Origin of the sequence: Streptomyces sp. NPDC059582 (assembly GCF_042735715.1) — a bacterium.
GTDB lineage: Bacteria > Actinomycetota > Actinomycetes > Streptomycetales > Streptomycetaceae > Streptomyces.
Window position 1 is genome coordinate 82,879 of the sequence record NZ_JBHWCC010000017.1, and the last position, 15,864, is coordinate 98,742.

General features: G+C 72.5%; 13 protein-coding genes, 1 tRNA gene and 1 pseudogene. 8 read left to right on the forward strand and 7 right to left on the reverse strand.

The window, feature by feature from the left end:
- Positions 1–2: 2 nt before the first annotated feature.
- Complete coding sequence (gene pcaH / locus ACFV0T_RS17055; protein ID WP_385779227.1) at positions 3–776, reverse strand: protocatechuate 3,4-dioxygenase subunit beta; 774 nt, start codon at positions 774–776, stop codon at positions 3–5.
- 130 nt (positions 777–906) lie between these two features.
- A pseudogene (locus ACFV0T_RS17060) lies at positions 907–1,090 on the reverse strand (hypothetical protein); the annotation flags it as partial.
- Positions 1,091–1,340: 250 nt separating this feature from the next.
- On the opposite strand from ACFV0T_RS17060, the gene ACFV0T_RS17065 reads away from it, so the two are divergent.
- Positions 1,341–1,805, forward strand: a complete 465-nt coding sequence (locus ACFV0T_RS17065) for a MarR family winged helix-turn-helix transcriptional regulator (RefSeq protein ID WP_385779229.1) — start codon at positions 1,341–1,343, stop codon at positions 1,803–1,805.
- 100 nt (positions 1,806–1,905) lie between these two features.
- Here ACFV0T_RS17065 and ACFV0T_RS17070 read toward each other — a convergent pair whose 3' ends face one another.
- On the reverse strand, positions 1,906–2,922 hold the full coding sequence (locus ACFV0T_RS17070) for a DUF3048 domain-containing protein (protein WP_385779230.1): 1,017 nt from the start codon (positions 2,920–2,922) through the stop codon (positions 1,906–1,908).
- Positions 2,923–3,511: 589 nt separating this feature from the next.
- On the opposite strand from ACFV0T_RS17070, the gene ACFV0T_RS17075 reads away from it, so the two are divergent.
- On the forward strand, positions 3,512–4,702 hold the full coding sequence (locus tag ACFV0T_RS17075) for a zinc-dependent alcohol dehydrogenase (RefSeq protein ID WP_385779232.1): 1,191 nt from the start codon (positions 3,512–3,514) through the stop codon (positions 4,700–4,702).
- 199 nt (positions 4,703–4,901) lie between these two features.
- Here ACFV0T_RS17075 and ACFV0T_RS17080 read toward each other — a convergent pair whose 3' ends face one another.
- Positions 4,902–5,972 carry an ATP-dependent DNA ligase gene (locus tag ACFV0T_RS17080; RefSeq protein WP_385779234.1) on the reverse strand — a complete coding sequence of 357 codons (1,071 nt, stop codon included), beginning with the start codon at positions 5,970–5,972 and terminating at the stop codon, positions 4,902–4,904.
- 73 nt (positions 5,973–6,045) lie between these two features.
- On the opposite strand from ACFV0T_RS17080, the gene ligD reads away from it, so the two are divergent.
- Positions 6,046–7,086: a non-homologous end-joining DNA ligase gene (gene ligD, locus ACFV0T_RS17085; RefSeq protein ID WP_385779236.1), complete on the forward strand. Its 1,041-nt coding sequence runs from the start codon at positions 6,046–6,048 to the stop codon at positions 7,084–7,086.
- A gap of 126 nt (positions 7,087–7,212) precedes the next feature.
- Complete coding sequence (locus ACFV0T_RS17090) at positions 7,213–8,250, forward strand: LacI family DNA-binding transcriptional regulator (RefSeq protein ID WP_385779238.1); 1,038 nt, start codon at positions 7,213–7,215, stop codon at positions 8,248–8,250.
- Between the two features lie 144 nt (positions 8,251–8,394).
- On the opposite strand, the gene ACFV0T_RS17095 is transcribed toward ACFV0T_RS17090, so the two are convergent.
- Complete coding sequence (locus ACFV0T_RS17095) at positions 8,395–9,183, reverse strand: VOC family protein (protein WP_385779240.1); 789 nt, start codon at positions 9,181–9,183, stop codon at positions 8,395–8,397.
- 231 nt (positions 9,184–9,414) lie between these two features.
- Here ACFV0T_RS17095 and ACFV0T_RS17100 point away from each other — a divergent pair, with 231 nt between their 5' ends.
- The 4 genes from ACFV0T_RS17100 to ACFV0T_RS17115 all read left to right on the forward strand — a co-directional run bounded on the left by ACFV0T_RS17100 (position 9,415) and on the right by ACFV0T_RS17115 (position 12,401).
- Positions 9,415–9,660: a WhiB family transcriptional regulator gene (locus ACFV0T_RS17100; RefSeq protein WP_385779242.1), complete on the forward strand. Its 246-nt coding sequence runs from the start codon at positions 9,415–9,417 to the stop codon at positions 9,658–9,660.
- Between the two features lie 125 nt (positions 9,661–9,785).
- Positions 9,786–9,857, forward strand: a tRNA-Asp gene (locus ACFV0T_RS17105).
- Positions 9,858–9,888: 31 nt separating this feature from the next.
- On the forward strand, positions 9,889–11,217 hold the full coding sequence (locus ACFV0T_RS17110; protein WP_385779244.1) for an SDR family NAD(P)-dependent oxidoreductase: 1,329 nt from the start codon (positions 9,889–9,891) through the stop codon (positions 11,215–11,217).
- A complete protein-coding gene (locus tag ACFV0T_RS17115) occupies positions 11,214–12,401 on the forward strand; it encodes a ribonuclease inhibitor (RefSeq protein WP_385779246.1) in 1,188 nt (395 codons plus the stop codon). Before ACFV0T_RS17110 ends, ACFV0T_RS17115 begins: the two co-directional genes overlap by 4 nt.
- A 184-nt stretch (positions 12,402–12,585) precedes the next feature.
- Here ACFV0T_RS17115 and ACFV0T_RS17120 read toward each other — a convergent pair whose 3' ends face one another.
- Both ACFV0T_RS17120 and ACFV0T_RS17125 read right to left on the reverse strand, forming a co-directional pair.
- Positions 12,586–14,409 carry an AAA family ATPase gene (locus tag ACFV0T_RS17120; protein WP_385779248.1) on the reverse strand — a complete coding sequence of 608 codons (1,824 nt, stop codon included), beginning with the start codon at positions 14,407–14,409 and terminating at the stop codon, positions 12,586–12,588.
- Positions 14,410–15,816: a hypothetical protein gene (locus ACFV0T_RS17125; RefSeq protein WP_385779250.1), complete on the reverse strand. Its 1,407-nt coding sequence runs from the start codon at positions 15,814–15,816 to the stop codon at positions 14,410–14,412.
- Positions 15,817–15,864: the final 48 nt, after the last annotated feature.

Sequence of the window (15,864 nt, forward strand, 5' to 3'; positions counted from 1 at the left end):
GGTCAGCGTCCCTCTTCGATCCAGGTGGCGTTCGGTCCGTCGAGCACGATGTCCCAGTGGTAGCCGAGCGAGAACTCCGGCACGGACAGGCTGTGGTCGTAGGTGGCGATCAGGCGCCGCCGGGCGTCGTCGTCCGTCACCGACTGCAGGATCGGGTCGTACGCGAAGAGCGGGTCGTTCGGGAAGTACATCTGCGTCACCAGCCGCTGGGTGAACGCCGCGCCGAACACCGAGAAGTGGATGTGGGCCGGGCGCCAGGCGTTGACGTGGTTGCGCCACGGGTAGGGGCCCGGCTGGATCGTGGTGAAGCGGTAGTGGCCGCAGTCGTCGGTGAGGGTGCGGCCCACGCCGGTGAAGTGGGGGTCCAGCGGGGCGTCGTGCTGCTCACGCCGGTGGGCGTAGCGGCCGGCCGAGTTCGCCTGCCAGATCTCCACCAGCTGGCCGCGCACCGGGCGCCCGGTGCGATCCAGCAGCCGGCCGGAGACGGTGATCCGCTCGCCGATCGGTTCGCCCCGGTGGTGCCGGGTGAGGTCGTTGTCGATCTCGGTGATGTCGCGCTCGCCGAACGCGGGGGAGGAGAGCTCCACCAGCTCCGGGTCCTGGGAGACGTCGATGGCGACCGGCGGGTTTTTCGGGTGGCGCAGCACCGAGGAGCGGTAGGGGGCGTAGCCGCGCCGCGGGTGGTGCTCGACGGGCGCGCCGCCGGCGAGCCGCTTCTCGTAGGCGGCGTGCTCGGCCGCGATCTCCTGGTCGATGTCCTGCTGGGTGAGAGCCATGGGGGTCCTAGCGGTTCCGGGTGGTTCCTGTTGGTTCCTGGCGGGTCTGGCGGGTCTGGCGGGTCCGGCGGGTCCGGCGGGTCCGGCGGGTCCGGCGGGTCTGGCGGGTCTGGCGGTTCCGAGTGGTGCCTCAGCGGCCGCGGCCGCGGCCGCGGTCACGGTCGCGGGCGAGGCCCTGGCCGACGCCGACGCAGCGGGCGGCGCCGGTGTCGCCCGCTGCGACGGGCGAGCTGGTGGGCGACCGCCCCGGCGAACCGGGCACCGGAGGCGCCGAGGGGGCCGACTGAAGGGCCGTGTCGACCGCCTTGTCCATTCGGGAAGCCCTGTCTCTTCCGAGTGTCCCGACCGCGAATTAGTCAGGGCACTGAGCATTTGAGCGAGGTGTTCCTCACGCTGCCACCGGTGCGGCCGGGCGTCAAGACCCGTGGAAAGGCCGTGGTTAGAGCGGATCAGGGCCGTGTAGGTCGGTACGTCCGCCCGCAGACAGGGAAGCCGTGGCCCGGTATTGTTCAGTGCACCAACCAATCCGAACCTATGACGACGACCACGGGAGCGTGAGCGCACATGGCCGCGGTGGACCTGACCACCCACCCCGGGCACCTGGCCCGGCGGCTCCAGCAGGCGCACTACCTGCTGTGGAACACGATGGTCTCGGAGGAGACCACCTCGCCGCAGTTCGCGGTCCTCAACGCGCTCGTCGCCGAACCGGGCCTCGACCAGCGCACGGTGGGGGAGCGGGTCGGGCTCGACCGGTCCACCATCGCCGAGGTGATCAGCCGGCTCGGCCGGCGCGGACTGCTGGACAAGGTCCGCGACCCCCAGGACGGCCGTCGCTTCCTGCTGCGGCTGACGGAGGACGGCCTGCGCACCCACCGCAGGCTGGCCGTCCGTACGGCCCGGATGAACCAGGTCTTCCTGGCCCCGCTCTCCGCCGAGGAGCGGACGCAGTTCTTCGAACTGATCCGCCGGGTCTCGGAAGCGGCCGAGGGGCTGCGCAATCCGGCGGAACCCCTGTCCGCCCGGAGCTGACCGCGTCACCGCGCCATCGCCTCGTCAGGCCGTGCCTGGTCAGGCCGTGCTCGGTCAGGCCGCGCCTGGTCAGGTCCTGCGCCGTCCCGCCGTCCCGCCCTCACGCCTTTGCGAGCACCACCCACACCTGGCCCTTCGCGAAGTTCACCGGCGAGCCGTCCTCGGTCGTGAACGCGGTGCCGTCGGCGGCCGTCGCGCGCTCCCAGCGGACGTCGTAGGCTCGCCCGTCGCGCAGCACCTGCGCCTTCCCGGAGCCCACCGTCTCGGTGTACGGCGTGTAGTTGCCGAGGACGTCGTGGTAGGCGGACTTGTGGATCTTCACGTACTGCACGACCACCGTCGCGGGCACCACCCGCCTGCCGCCGTCGGTCACCGTCGGCGTCCCGTCCTGGGAGACCAGCCACCGGTGCCGGTCGGCGGACCAGGTGAACGTGAAGCGGGCGGAGGGGAAGCGGACGGTACGCGTAGCGCTCGGCCGGCCGCCCTCGGGGGCGGCACCGTAGTGGAAGCCCGTGGTCAGCGCGTCCGGACCCGGCGCGGACCGGATCAGCCGGTCCGGCCGGAGATACAGGTTGTGCGGCGCGAGATGGTCGGCGCCGCGGAAGTAGGCGCCGGACACGTTGCCGGGCGGCTCCGCGCGCAGCGGCGCGCGGTCGATCAGCGGCAGCAGCTTGCCCTGCGCACCGGAGAACGCGAGCGTCGGCCGGTCGAACTGGCCCAGCAGTTCAAGGTCGGACTCGCGGGCGCTGCGCACCGGACCGACGACGTCCGGCAGTCGGGTGGCGTACAGCGCCATCAGCCGGCTCAGCCCGCCCTCGACCTGCTCGACGTACACGACGTCAGCGGCGCTCAGACCCTTCTGCGGCCGGGCCGCGCGCACATTGTCGATCTTCACGGCGAGCACCGGACCGCTGCCGCTCGGCCGCGACGGGCTACCGGACCCGCTCGGTGTGTTCGACGCGTTCGGTGTGCTCCCTGTCGGTTCCTGCCGAGGGCCTCGCCCGTCGTCGGACGGGGCGTGCGATGTCGTGCAGCCCGCCACCAGGGCGGCCGCCACCGCGGCGGCCAGCAGTGCCGCCGTCGACGCGGTACGCCCCGCGCGCCCTCTTCGTCCCATGCCCACCGTTGCCACCAAGTCCCGTGCCGTTGATTGTGCGCTTATAGGTTCATCGATGCGCTTACCCGCTCGATCGTGTTTGCGCGCGCCATCCGGACCGATCGGCCCAGTCGATCTGCCGGGTCGGTCTCCGTGCACCCGTCGACGCCAGGCAGTGGTGGAGGAGACGCGGCCCGTCGGCGCCCACCACGGGCAGGACGGCCGGCGCGGCGCGGTCATCACGGAAACCGTCTCGACAGCCGGACCCACCAGGGATACGGAAGCTCGTACGACACTCACGGGTACGCAGGCGGGCAGGAGGCCGCGGACATCCGCTCCGCCCCCTGGGTCGCTGGTCAACTGATACCGACCGACCTTTGGATCACGGATCAGCTGGTGCTCCTCCCGCCGTTCGAAGAGGGCGCTCAGTGGCACTCGGCCGCTCACGGACAGCCCGGCGTTCATCCTCACTCGAAGCTCTCGGGCGCGACCGTCCGCTCCTGACGACGGCCGCCTCCGACCCGGCCGCGGTTCGGTGCGGGCCCCACGGGTACCCGGGCGCCACACACCGGGCGGAGACCCCGCGGTGTGCCGGAGGGAGCGCGGCACGATGAAGGCAGTGACGTGGCAGGGCAAGCGGGACGTGCGCGTGGAGGACGTGCCCGACCCGACGATCCAGGAACCGACGGATGCCGTCATCCGCATCACCTCCACCGGACTGTGCGGCTCCGACCTGCACCTCTACGAGGTCCTCACGCCGTTCATGACGCCGGGCGACATCCTCGGCCACGAGCCCATCGGCATCGTCGAGGAGGTCGGCGCGGGAGTGCCGGACCTGATGGCAGGCGACCGGGTCGTGGTGCCGTTCCAGATCGCCTGCGGCAACTGCTGGATGTGCCTCGAAGGACTGCCCACCCAGTGCGAGACCACTCAGGTCACCGGCGAGGGCATGGGCGCCGCCCTGTTCGGCTACACCCGCCTCTACGGCGCGGTGCCGGGCGCCCAGGCCGAGTACCTGCGCGTACCGCAGGCGCAGTTCGGCCCCGTCAAGATCCCGGAGGGGCCGCCCGACGACCGGTTCGTCTACCTGTCCGACGTCCTGCCCACCGCCTGGCAGGCGGTCGTCTACGCCGACCTCAAGCCCGGTGCCGACGTCGCCGTGCTCGGGCTCGGGCCCGTCGGTGAGATGGCGTGCCGGGTCGCCCAGGTGCGCGGCGCCGGGCGGGTGTTCGGCGTGGACCTGGTCACGGAGCGGCTGCGCCGGTCCCGGGAGCGGGGCGTGGAGACGTTCGACCTCAGGGAGTTCGACAGCGAGAAGGAACTGCTCGCCGCGATCCGGGACGAGACCGACGGCCGCGGACCCGACGCCGTCATCGACGCGGTCGGCACGGAGGCTCACGGCAGCGCGGCCGCCCGGCTCGCCCAGAAGGTCACGACGCTGCTGCCGCGGAAGGTGGGCGGCCCGCTCGCGGACCACTTCAGCGTGGACCGGCTCGCGGCCTTCCACACCGCGATCGAACTGGTGCGCCGCGGCGGCACGATCTCGATCGTGGGTGTGTACGACGGCACGGCCGACCCGATCCCGATGGCCACCTTGTTCGACAAGCAGATCCAGATCCGGATGGGCCAGGCCAACGTACGCCGCTGGGTCGACGAGATCTTGCCGTACCTCACGGACGAGGACCCGCTGGGCGTCGACGACTTCGCCACCCACCGGCTGCCGCTGAGCGAGGCACCACACGCGTACGAGATGTTCCAGCGCAAGCAGGACGGCGCCGTCAAGATCCTCATGCGGCCGTGACCGGTCGCGTGCGTGATCGGCCGTACGGCTGCGACAGGCGTGCGGCCGTGACCGGTCGAGCGCGCGTGACCGCCTTCATACGGTTGTGACGGTCATGCGGCCGTGATCGGTCAGGCATCCGTGACAGGCCGTACGGCTGTGAGTGTTCGAGGATCGGTCGTCACGCCGCGCGTGCTCGCGCGGACGTGACGGTGAGCGCTCAGGTGCCCGAACCGAGGATCTCCGTGAGGTCGTAGCGCACCGGCTCTTCCAACTGGGCGTACGTGCAGCTCTCCGGCGACCGGTCCGGGCGCCAGCGGCGGAAGCGCGCCGTGTGCCGGAAGCGGGCCCCGTTCTCCATGTGGTCGTACGCCACCTCGGCCACCCGCTCCGGCCGCAGCGGCACCCAGGACAGGTCCTTCTTGCCCGACCAGCGGCTGGGCGCGCCCGGCAGCCGGGCGCTCTCGTGGGCCGCCTCGTCCGACCAGGCGGCCCACGGATGGCCCTCGGCGTCCGTCATGCGCAGCGGCTCCAGCTCGGTGACCAACTCGGCGCGCCGTGACATGGCGAAGGCGGCGGACACCCCGACGTGCTGGAGGGCTCCCTGGTCGTCGTACAGGCCCAGCAGCAGCGAGCCCACGACGGGACCGCTCTTGTGGAAGCGGTAGCCGGCGACGACCACGTCCGCCGTCCGCTCGTGCTTGATCTTGTACATCGCCCGCTCGTTCTGGAGGTAGCGCAGCGTGAGCGGCTTGGCGATGACGCCGTCCAGGCCCGCTCCCTCGTACTGCTCGAACCACTGCTGTGCCACGTCGATGTCCGTGGTCGCCGGAGCCAGGTGCACGGGTGCCGTCACTCCGGACAACGCCCTGGTCAGCAGCGCTCGCCGGTCGCTGAGCGGCACGTCGAGCAGCGACTCGTCGGCGAGCGCCAGCAGGTCGAAGACGACGAAGGACGCGGGGGTGCGCTCGGCGAGCGTCCGCACCCGGGAGGCGGCCGGGTGGATGCGTTCGGTGAGCGCGTCGAAGTCGAGCCGCCCCTCGCGCGCGATCACGATCTCACCGTCCAGCACGCACCGCTCGGGCAGCCGCTGCGACAACGCCTCGACCAGCTCGGGAAAGTACCTGGTCAATGGCTTGCCGGTACGGCTGCCGAGCTCGACCTCGGGCCCGTCGCGGAACACCACCGCCCGGAAGCCGTCCCACTTCGCCTCGTACTGCATGTCCGGCGGGATCCTCGCCACCGACTTGGCGAGCATCGGCTTCACGGGCGGCATGACAGGCAGATCCATGCTCCGATTCTCCTCGCATACGGCCGCTCACGCCCGGTGTGCGAGGTGGGTGCGGCGGGCCTACCGTGGCCGCATGGGTGACGCGGTGGAACTGGAAGCGGGCGGCCGGACCGTACGGCTGTCCAGCCCTGGCAAGATCTTCTTCCCGGAGCGCGGCTTCACGAAGCTGGACCTCGCCGAGTACTACCGGGCCGTCGCCCCCGGCATCCTGCGTGCCCTGCGCAACCGCCCCACCACCCTGGAGCGCTACCCCGACGGGGTGAGCGGCGAGTCCTTCTTCCAGAAGCGCGCGCCCAAGAACATGCCCGACTGGATCCCGAGGGCACACATCACCTTTCCCAGCGGGCGCAGTGCCGACGAGATGTGTCCCACCGAGGAGGCCGCCGTCCTGTGGGCCGCGCAGTACGGCACTCTCACCTTCCACCCCTGGCCGGTGCGCGCCGACGACGTCGACAGCCCCGACGAACTGCGCATCGACCTCGATCCGCAGCCCGGCACCGACTACGACGACGCCGTCCACGCCGCACACGAACTGCGCGCGGTCCTGGACGAGTTCGGCGGCCTGCGCGGCTGGCCCAAGACCTCCGGCGGCCGTGGCCTGCACGTCTTCGTCCCCATCGAACCCCGCTGGACCTTCACCCAGGTCCGGCGAGCCGCGATCGCGGTCGGGCGGGAGCTGGAGCGCCGGATGCCCGACCGGGTGACGACCAAGTGGTGGAAGGAGGAGCGGGGCGAACGGATCTTCGTGGACTACAACCAGACGGCACGCGACCGCACGATCGCCTCCGCCTACTCCGTACGGCCCCACCCGCACGCCCCCGTGTCCGCCCCGCTGCGCTGGGAGGAGGTCGGCGAAGCGCACCCCCAGGACTTCGACCTCGCGACTATGCCCGCCCGCTTCGCCGAACTCGGCGACGTCCACGCCGACATGGACGACCACGCCTTCTCCCTCGAAGCGCTGCTCGACCTCGCGGCGAAGGACGAACGCGACCACGGGCTCGGCGATCTGCCGTATCCGCCGGAGTACCCGAAGATGCCCGGCGAGCCCAAGCGGGTGCAGCCGAGCCGCGCGAGACGGGAGGACGGTTCGCCGTCCTCTCCGCCGGACGCGTAGGGGGCCGGTCCCGTGGTGACCGGCAGGTCGGGACGCGGGAGGCGCAGGTCGGGGGCGGGAGCGCTCTCACAGGCGTCCGTGAGCCGGGGCTATCCTGAGCCGCAACCGCCGGTGAGGAGCCCCGAAGTGACCGAGACTGCCGCCCGTCCCACGCTGGAGGCCGTGGCCGCGCGGGCCGGTGTGTCCCGGGCCACCGTCTCCCGGGTGGTCAACGGCGGCGACGGGGTGCGGGAACCCCTCGTCGAGCGGGTGCGGCGCGCGGTGGAGGAACTCGGGTACGTCCCCAACCAGGCCGCGCGCAGCCTGGTGACCAGACGGCACGACGCGATCGCCGTCGTCATCGCCGAACCGGAGACCCGGGTCTTCGCCGACCCCTTCTTCGCGCTGCAACTACGCGGCATCAGCAAGGAGTTGACGGCCCACGACAGTCAGCTCGTCCTGCTCCTCACGGAGGGCCGCGACGACCACGTCCGCGTCGGCCGCTATCTCGCCGGGGGCCATGTCGACGGTGCCCTGGTGTTCTCGCTGCACCTCGACGACCCGCTGCCCGGACTGATCCAGGGCGCCGGGGTGCCGACCGTGTTCGGCGGCCGCCCCGACTGGAGCGACGGGACGCCCGGTCCCGTGTACGTCGACAGCGACAACCGCGGCGGCGCCCGCGAGGCCGTACGCCACCTCGTCGGTCTCGGCCGCACCCGGATCGCGCACATCGCCGGGGCCCTCGACCAGACGTCCGCGGTGGACCGGCTCGACGGGTTCCGGGACGTCATGGGGGACGCCGACCCCGAGCTCGTCGTCGAGAGCGACTTCACCCCGGCCGGCGGCGAGCGCGCGATGCGTGAACTCCTCGACCGCTGCCCCGATCTGGACGCCGTGTTCGCCGCCAACGACCTCACCGCGTCCGGCGCCCTGCGGGTGCTGCGCGAACGCGGCCGGCGCGTGCCCGAGGACGTCGCCGTCATCGGGTTCGACGACATGCTGCCCGTCGCCGAACAGACCGAGCCGCCGCTCACCACGATCCGTCAGGACATCGAGGAGATGGGCCGGTTGATGGCCCGTCTCCTGCTGCGCCGCCTCGACCGCGGCAGCGCCCGCCAGGCCGAGGAGGGCGCGCCGGACGCCGTCGTGCTGCCGACGACCCTGGTGCGCCGCGCCTCCGCCTAGCGCCTGTCCCGGCCCTGGGGAACAGGCCGGGTCCGCCTGGCGTCTGTCCCGGCCCTGGGGAACAGGCCGGGTCCGCCTGGCGTCTGTCCCGGCCCTGGGGGCCCGGCCGCCTCCGCCTGGCGTCTGTCCCCGGGACCCGCCGTCTCACGTCTGCCGGGGCGCGCTCCTGAGCACCGCGAAGCGGGCTCCGGACGGGTCGGCCAGCCTGGCGATGCGGCCCACGTCCGGTACGTCCGTGGCGGGCATACGGACCGTGCCGCCCAGCTCCCGCGCCTCGGCGACGGCCGCGTCCGTGTCGGTGACCTCGAAGTACGGCAGCCAGTACGGGTCGCCGGCCGCCTCCGTCGGGTCGTCGGCCAGCGGGATCAGTCCGCCGAACATGTCCTCCTCCGCGCCGGCGGGGTTGATGCACGTGTAGGTGCCGCCGGGGAAGGACGCGGCAGAGGTCTCGTGGCCGAGCACCTTGTGGTAGAAAGCGGCCGCCGCCGCGATGTCCGGCGTGTACAGCTCGACCCAGCACAGCGAGCCGGGTTCGTTCGCCACGTCCACGCCCTTGGTCGAGCCCGGCTGCCAGATGCCGAAGGCCGCCCCCGCCTGGTCGGCGAGGATCGCCATGTGGCCCTTGCCCATGACGTCCATCGGCTGGACGAACACACTGCCGTGCGCCTGTTCGGCGGCCTTCGTGGTGGCCTCCGCGTCGGGGCTCTGGAAGTACACGTTCCAGGACGGCGGGCCCTGTTCCGCCGTGGTCTGCATGCCGCCGGCCGCGGTCTTCCCGTCCAGCTGGAAGAAGCCGTAGCCGCCGGCGTCGGGTCCCGCCGACTGGAACCGCCAGCCGAAGAGAGCCTGGTAGAAGGCGGTGGCTGCCTCGATGTCGGACGTGCCGAGGTCGATCCAGTTGGGGGAGCCGGTGACGAACCGGGTGGTGAGCATCTGCGCCCTCCTTGACGGGGTCCCGTTGCGTGTACTGCCGAGTGTTGCACCGCCCACTGACAGGCGCTGGCGGAGCGTGACCGTGCTCGCACCGATTGTTCCGCCCCGCCCCGCGCGCCGCCGTGCGCCACGGCGGGCCGAGCGGGCATCATCGGGCAGCCGGGGGCGCTGAACGGCCGCGTTGATCCCGCGTTGATCGAACGTTTTTCGTCGCCGGGCACGATCCTGGCCATGCACACCGACACCACCGCCACGCCCGATCTCGCCTGGCAGGCCGAGGCCCTCTGCGCGGAGACCGGGGCCGACTTCTTCTTTCCCGAGCCCGGCAGCTCGGTCCGTGAGGCGAAGCTGATCTGCGGCATGTGCGAGATGCGCTCCGCCTGCCTCGACTACGCCCTCACCCACGACGAGCGCTTCGGCGTCTGGGGCGGCCTGTCCGAGAAGGAACGCCTGCAGCTCAGGCGCACGTCGCGTTGAATTCCGGGCGCGCGGCCGACGCAACTGCGGCTAGGATCCGGGGGCGCGTCCGGATGTAGCGCAGAGGCAGGCGCACGCCTTGCTCAGGCGAACACATTCGAATCCGGTCGTCCGGATGCGTGCGGGGTTCCGTAGAGCAGAGGCAGACTCGCCACCTTGTCAGGGTGGATACGCCGGTTCGAATCCGGTCGGGACCACGGCACGGCGGACACGGGGGCGGCGGGGCGGATGGGCGAGGCGATCACCGAGGCGGAGCTGGCGACCTTCCACCGGACCGTCGGCAGACTGCGGGACCTGCCCGTCGACGACCCGGTACGCCTGCGGGCGGAACAGGTCGCCGCGTCCTTCGCCCGCGACGGACGGCTGCGGCGCCGCAAGACGCGCGGCGCCGACATCTCGGCCGCCGACGCCAGGACGATGGCGGCCACCGCGACCGGCGCGGCCGACCGGCGCGAGGACGCGCCCCTGGCCGTACCCGGCGCCGGTGGCACCCTGCGCCGCCCGCGCACCTGCTACGTCTGCAAGTCGCCCTATCGACAGGTCGACTCCTTCTACCACCGGCTGTGCCCGGAGTGCGCCGCCGACAACACGGCCCGCCGGGCCCTGAGCACCGATCTGAGCGGCCGTCGGGTGCTGCTCACCGGCGGCCGGGTGAAGATCGGCTTCCAGTTGGCGCTGATGATGCTGCGCGACGGTGCGGAGGTGCTCGTCACCTCCCGCTTCCCGCACGACACGATGCGCCGCTTCCGGTCCGCGCCCGGCAGCGTGAAGTGGCTGGACCGGCTGACCGTCGTCGCCGTGGACCTGCGCGACCCGCGCCAGGTGCTGGGGCTGTGCGAGGAACTGCGCGCGGCGGGTGAGCCGCTGGACATCCTGGTCAACAACGCGGCGCAGACCGTGCGCCGCCCGCCGCGGTCCTACGCGCTGCTGGCCGCCGCCGAGCACGACGCCCTGCCCGAAGGGGCCCGGCAGGCGCCCGGCTTCCGGCCGATGCGGATGCTGGAGGGTTCGGCGGCCGCCCTGCCCGCCGCGCTGCGGGAGGCCGACGAGGCCGGGCTGCTGCCCGACCCGGCACCGGAGAACTCCTGGACGGCCCGGCTCGGCGCGCTCGACCCGGCCGAGGTGCTGGAGACCCAGCTGGTCAACGCCCTCGCCCCGGCCCTGCTGTGCGACCGGCTGCTGCCACTGCTGCTGGCCGCACCGCATCCGCGTCGCTACGTCGTCAACGTCACCGCAGTCGAGGGCCGCTTCGCCGTGCGCAGCAAGACCGCCGGCCATCCGCACACCAACATGGCCAAGGCCGCTCTCAACATGCTCACCCGTACCAGCGCCGCCGAACTCGCCGAGCAGGGGGTGTACATGTGCGCCGTCGACACCGGCTGGATCACCGACGAGAACCCGGCGCCGAAGAAGGAGCGCATGGCCCGCGCCGGGTTCCGCACCCCCCTGGACATCGTGGACGGGGCGGCCCGGGTGTACGACCCGATCGTGCGAGGCGAGGCCGGGCAGCCGCTGTCCGGGGTGTTCCTCAAGGACTACCGGGAGGCGGAGTGGTGAGCGAGCGACCCGACAAGCCGGCGGACGGCTTCGCCGGAGTGCCGGCCGTCGTACCCCGGCCCCTGGCCGAACTCGCCCCGCTCCTGGACTGGTTGCGGGACGGCCGCCCCGCCGGGGAACGGCTGGACTTCACGGCCGGTACGGCGCTTCCCGACGGCCGGCTCGACCTGTGCAAGCAGGCGCTGGGCGCGGCGGGCGCCGCCCTGGTGGCCGAGGCTCTCGGTCAAGGCCCCTCGCCCGTACGGCATCTGCTGCTCGGCACCGACGCGCTCGGCGACGACGGTGCCGCCGCCGTCGCGGGGACGAGCGGGGACGTCCAGACCCTCTACCTGGGCTGCAACGGAATCACCGCGGGCGGAGCCTGCCGCATCGCCGACAACCTGCGCGCCTCACCACAGGTCGTCACCGGTGTGTGGCTCAAGCGCAACCCGCTCGGCAGCGGAGGAGGCCGGGCGGCCGCGGAACTCATCGAGTCCGCGCGGTCGCTGCGCACACTCGACCTCGTCCAGACCGGGCTCGACCCGGCGGGCGTCGCCGTCCTCGCGGACGCGCTGCTCGCCGCCGCCGACAACGGGCGGCGCGTCGAACGGCTCTTCGTCGGCGGCAACCCCCTGGGCGAGCCGGGAGCGCGGGCCCTCGCCGCCGTGATCGCAGCGGGCGCGGTCGACGAACTGTACGTGTCCGCAGCGCGGTTGGGCGACGCGGGCGCGCTGCTGCTCGCCGAAGCCCTGGAGCGGGCCCCCTACGGGCGGCTCGCCCGGCTGGCCGTCGCCAGCAACGGCATCGGCCCGCGGGCGGCGGCCCGGCTGGTCACCGCCGCGGCCACGGCCGGGGTCGCCCTGCTGGACCTCGGCCGGGTACGGGCGGCGGCCGTGCTCGGCGCGGTGGACAACCATGTCGACCTGACGGCCGCCGAGACCATCGCCCACGCTCTCACGGCCGCCGAGCACCGCCTCACCCACCTGGTGCTCACCCACACCGGCATGCGCAGTCGAGAGGCCCACCGCCTCCTCGACGCCGCACCCCGCGCCACCACGGCCACCCGCTTCGTGCTCGGCCAGGGCATAGCCGCCAGCGTCAAACGCCGCCTGGACGCGCTGAGCGCCCACCTCCCGGCCCCGACGGTCCCCGCCGACGTCGCGGCCGTGCGCAGCGTCCACCGCACGGCACCGCCCCCGCACTAGGTGTGCTGTCCCGACAGGTTGGTGACGCCTGGCACGGCGCCTCGCCGCGTTGCCGGGATCGCCCGCGTACGCCCGGTACGCGGACGACCCTCCGCCTTGCCACGCACCGCACCGGACGTCGCGGGCCCCGCCCTCCGGGCGGACGACGCTACTTCCGAAACACGCCCTAGGACTTCCGTGCCGGTCAGCGTCGTATCGTCATGAACACCTCGGTCCAGAACCGCTGTTGCTGCTGCGAGGCCCCCACCAGATAGGTCGCGCACAGCTTCGCCGGCAGCAGCGACACCAGCCGGGTCACCGCGGCGCGGTGCTTCTTCAGCTGGGACAGCTCCGCGTTGGCGAGGATCTGGTGCACCACGTCGCTGTCGTCGCCGCCCTCGTCGGAGCGCCCGGCCGCCCGCCGCAGCCGGGCCTCCCAGGCGTCCACGTCACGAGCCAGCTCGCGCAGTCCGGTGACCGGACGGCCCCGGAAGCGGTCGATCAGCGCGGTGAGCGGCACGGGCGCGTACTCGCCGTCGCCGAGATAGACCGTGGCCATCTCCAGCGGCAGCCCGCGCCGGTGCAGCTTGATCAGCCGCTCCAGGGTGCGCTTGGTGATCCAGGCCCGGCCGTCGTCGTCGATGTCGTGCTTCCACCACTCCAGGACGGTCTCCGCGTCCGCGCCGTAGCGGGCCAGCAGCCACTCGTTGGCCGGGATGTCGTCGGGCTCCACCTCCAGGGACGCCGTGAACCGGGTCGCCTGGGCGATGTTGTTCCGGGACACCAGCAGCTTGCGGCCCAGGTGGTACGGCGGGTTCTGCACGGCGATCTGCGCCCGCAGGTTCTCGATGCGCCGTCCGGCCAGCGACCACTCCTGGGTGATCTCCATCAGCTTGGCGAACGCGGCCTTGTCCTTGGGCCGGTTGTACTCGTCCCAGACGATCGCCTTGGCCTGTGGACCGGTGAACTTGGCGGCCAGCAGGTTGTCCAGTGTGCCGTCCGCCGCCGGCACCGGCGCGCACAGGTCCTCGACGTTGGTCACCGGCAGCGAGAAGTACAGCGCCTCCCGCCCGAGCCCCGCGCGCACCGTCTCCCGCACCAGTTCCGTCTTGCCGCAGCCGGGCGGGCCCTGGAGCAGCACCGTCCAGCGGTTGCGCAGCGCGGCCCGCAGCACCTGCCGTACCGGGTCGGGGATCCTCGCCGGGTTCTGCACCCCCAGCGCCTCGGCGACGCGGTCGAGGATCTCCGCCGTGCGGTTGTGGCCCGTCTTGCCGTCGGGCCCCGGCTCGGCCAGCCGCAGCCGCTCGCCGTCGACCAGGGGCAGCCCCCAGCGCAGCGGGAAGCCCTCCCGGGCGTTGGCCAGGACGTGATCGAGCGTGCGCGGGGAGAGCAGTTCGCGCAGCGTGGGGGAGAGCGACGCCCACAGGGAGAACACCGGGCGCAGGTCCCACGGCCGGTACCTGGCCGCGAGGTGGCGGCGCCAGGAGGTGTCGTTCGCCGTGATCCGCATGGTGACCATGCGGTCGAGCAGCGCCAGGTCGCTGCGCCGGGCCGAGGTCTCCGCCAGTGACTCGTTGTCGGTGAGGAACACGCCGATGCAGCCGAGGGCGCGCAGATCGTGCTCCCCGAGCGTCCAGTTGCAGGCGATCTGCATCAGCTGCGACTGGATGGTGTCGCCCGCCTGGAGCGAGTCGTCGATGAGCAGCACGAACGGCCGCCCCGGCTTCAGCTGGTTCATCACCAGCTGGCGCAGCACGAGTTCACCGGTGTGCGGGTCGCGCACCGGCGCGTTGACGAGCAGGTCGTCCGGCGTCAGGTTCGCCGCCGGGACGTACACCAGCGTGGCGTCCGGGTGGGCGCGGGCGACGTGGGAGAAGAACGTCGCCGTCTTGCCGATGCCGTGCTCGCCGAAGATCTGTCCGGTCTGCCCCAGCTCGATCATCGCGTCGATGAACGCCTCGAGCCGTGAGACGTCACCGGGCCCCTGCCCGTCGTTGGTGAGGGTCGACTGCCGTGTCCGCGTGGTCATCTACCGCGTTCCCATGGTCACGCGATGGCAGGCCATCGCAGGTGTGTGTGTCTCGGGCCACTCGCTGCCGCCCGCTGTGATCAGCCAGATCCACTTCTGCGGGTCGGCGGGCGTGATCGCGGGGGCGTATCCGTCGGTGAGGACGACTACGGCGTCCGGGGAGACGTCGAGACGGCGCCCGTTCACCTCCGTGCGTCCCTCCACGTAGTCCGCGACCGCCTGGAAGCTGGTGCCGCCACCGCCGTACACCCGCTCGCCCGGCTCGAACGGCATCACCACGGCGTCGAAGGAGAGCCAGTGCGCCTCGACCCCGTCGATCCGGCCGACGAGTTCGGTCAGCCAGGTGATCACGTGCTGGGGCATGGAGCCCGAGGTGTCGTAGGCGACGACGAGGACCTTCTCGCGCACCGGGCCGCGCCGCGCGAGCACCGGGTCCTGGCCGAGGGCCGCGAGCAGGGCGCCCCGCTTCTTCGGGTACACCAGCCGCTCGCCGTCGCGCAGCTTCGAACCGAGGACGTCGACCAGCCAGCGCTGCCACCAGTGGACCGTGCGGGTGCGGGCGGTCTCGCCGCGCAGCATGCCCGCGCCGAGGTTCCCCCAGATCCGCGCGGCCCGCGCCGAGCCGCCCTCGGTGCGGCCCATCAGGTCGAGCAGCTCCCGCTCCGCGCCGGCGTGCCCGCGCCGGGCCGCCAGCAGGGAGTTGAGCAGCACGGAGGAGGCGACCGCGTCGACGGTCTCCGGGTCGGCGGGCACGCCGCCCTGCGTCAGGTGCAGGCACACGTGTCGCGCCGGCACCGGAGGGTGCCGCATCCGCTTCAACTCGCCGTACACCCGCATGTCCGTCTCGATGAACACCTCGTACGCCACCGGCTCCAGGCCGTGTGCCGTGAGATCCGCGCGGTAGGACGCGTACACCTCGCGCGGGTCGACACCGGTGGGCCGGCCGTCCAGCGGCGGCAGCTCCGTCCGGCCGAGGCGGACCAGCGCCACATGGTTGATGGACACCTCGGCGGCCACCTCGAACACCGGGTCCTCGCGCAGCTCGGGCTCGGCGAACAGATGCCGGTGCACCAGGTGGCGCGCCTCGTGGAACAGCACGAACTTCACGCCGTCCAGGCCCAGTCGTACGAAGAAGTCCGGGTTGAACAGCAGCAGGCAGGTGCCGTCGCCGGAGGCGACCACCGCGGCCGTGTCCACGGCGGTCGTCGGGAGCTGGTGACGGCACTTCGCGTACAGCCAGGACGCCACCGCCGACTCGGTCAGCCCGAAGTCCAGCAGCGCGGCCTCCTTGAGTCGCCGGGCCTGTGCCACCACCGCCGGATCCGCCGGACGGTACCGCTCCAGCGCCCTGCGGTCGGCCAGGTCCACCACCGGGGGACGCCGACGCCCCCGCTCTTCGTACGCCATCCCCGTGCCCCCCGTGCCGCACTCGCCCCCGTGACACATTGGTACCAG